The organism is Ornithinibacter sp., from assembly GCF_035443565.1.
In the GTDB taxonomy this organism is placed as follows: Bacteria; Actinomycetota; Actinomycetes; order Actinomycetales; family Dermatophilaceae; genus Fodinibacter.
In genome coordinates this window covers 1-2021 of record NZ_DAORSO010000268.1, presented here as the reverse complement: position 1 = coordinate 2021, position 2021 = coordinate 1, and the positions used below count along the sequence as shown (strand labels likewise).

Below are 2021 nucleotides of genomic sequence, written 5' to 3'. Positions count from 1 at the left end.
TCCTCTACGGCATCTCCTCGATCCCCGGTGAGGGCACCTTCTTCTCGAGCAAGGTCATCATCCCCGGCACCCTCGGGCTGGTCATGGTCGCGGGCTTCGTGGTCTGGAGCTTCCGCCCGGCCCACCCGTTGCTCGACCTGCGCCTGTTCAAGAACCGCAACCTCACGGTCTCGACGATCACGATGTTCCTCTTCGCCGCGGCGTTCTTCGGCGGCCTGCTCCTCGTGCCGACCTACTTCCAGCAGGTGCGCGGCGAGAGCGCCCTGTCGGCCGGGTGGTTGATGGCCGTTCAGGGTCTCGGCGCGATGATCACGATGCCGATCGCCGGCTCCCTCGTCGACAAGCTGCCCGTCGGGCGGATCGTGCCGTTCGGGCTCGCGGCGATCGTCGGCGGCATGTTCGCCCTCACCCAGGTCACCGCGACGACGAGCTACTGGTACATCCTGCCCGTGCTGTTCGTCATGGGTCTGGGCATGGGCGGCACGATGATGCCGCTGATGACCTCGGCCCTGAAGACGCTCACCTCGCACGAGGTCGCCCGCGGCTCGACCCTGCTCAACATCAGCCAGCAGATCGCCTCGTCGATCGGTGTGGCGATCATGTCGGTCGTGCTCACCAACGGGCTCAACAACGACCCGCTGCTCAAGGCCTCCCGGGCCTTCGGCGAGGCCAGCAACGGTGTCACCGACCCGGGCCAGCTGGGCACGATCGCCGCGCGCTTCCCCGAGGTCGCGGCCCTGCTGGCCCGCGGCCAGGAGGCCCTCATGGCTGCGGTCGACGAGGCGATGGCCAGCGCGTTCGCCACGACCTTCTGGGTCGCGGCCATCCTGCTGTCGCTGACGCTCATCCCGGCGTGGTTCCTGCCGCGCAAGCGCGAGGTCTCGCACCTGCTCGACGACGCGGACGCCGAGCAGGTCGCCCCGCCGATCGTCCTGCACTGACCCACCTCGACGACTGAACGGATGCCAGCCGCCCACCTCGGGCGGCCGGCATCCGGCATATTGGGGCAGGTGCAGCCCGGACCCGACGACGCCATCACCGACATCGACGGCGTGCTCGTCGGCCACTGCACCCGGGAGGAGCCGGGCTGGCTGACCGGCGTCACGGTCGTCGTCGCTCCGCCCGGCACCGTCGGCGGGGTCGATGTGCGCGGCGGCGGGCCGGGGACCCGCGAGACCGACCTGCTCGACCCCCGCACCCTGGTCGACGCCGTGGATGCCGTGGTGCTCGCCGGTGGGAGCGCGTTCGGGCTCGCTGCGGCAGACGGCGTCTCGACAGGGCTCTACGCCGCCGGTCGCGGGTGGCCGGTGGGCCCGGGCAGCCACGAGCGGGTGCCGATCGTGCCTGCGGCGATCCTGTTCGACCTCGGGCGCGGCGGGACGTGGCTGAACCACCCGAGGCCGGGCGACGGCGCGGCCGCCTTCGCCGCTGCCGGTGCGGGCCCGGTCGAGCAGGGCTCGGTGGGGGCGGGTACCGGCGCGCGAACCGGAGGTCTGCGCGGTGGCGTGGGGACGGCATCCGCCGTCCTGTCCTCGGGGGTGACGGTGGGCGCGCTCGTCGTCGTCAACGCCGTCGGCGAACCGTTCGGGCCCGATGGTCGGATGCTGGCCGCCCACCTGGCGGCGGATCTCGACCTGCCGACGCCGGATGCCGGGCTGGTCACCTCGTACCGGGAGGCACGCGCCGCTGCGGTCGCGGCGTTGCGGGCCGGCACGGCGACCACGCTGGCCGTGGTCGCGACCGATGCCACCCTCTCCAAGGCGGGGTGCAGCAAGCTGGCCGGCGTCGCCCACGACGGGTTCGCGCGGGCGCTGTCACCGGTGCACACGGCGTTCGACGGCGACACCGTGTTCGCCCTGGCCACCGGCGCCCGGCCGGGCGTGAGCGGCCTCGACGAGGTGGACCTGCAGACCGCCGCCGCCGACTGCGTGGCCCGGGCCATCGTGCGAGGGGTGCTCGCGGCGACGTCGGTGGACCGCACGGCCGAGGGCGGGCTCGCCCTGGCGTCCTACCGCGACGCC

At 73.0% G+C, this 2021-nt stretch carries 2 protein-coding genes; both read left to right on the top strand.

Translation table 11 applies throughout. The features are described 5' to 3' along the window. On the top strand, positions 1–941 hold a 941-nt coding region (locus PLL68_RS14295; protein ID WP_324535220.1), incomplete at its 5' end, for an MFS transporter. 21 nt (positions 942–962) lie between these two features. Next, on the top strand, positions 963–2021 hold a 1059-nt coding region (locus PLL68_RS14290; protein WP_324535218.1), incomplete at its 3' end, for a P1 family peptidase.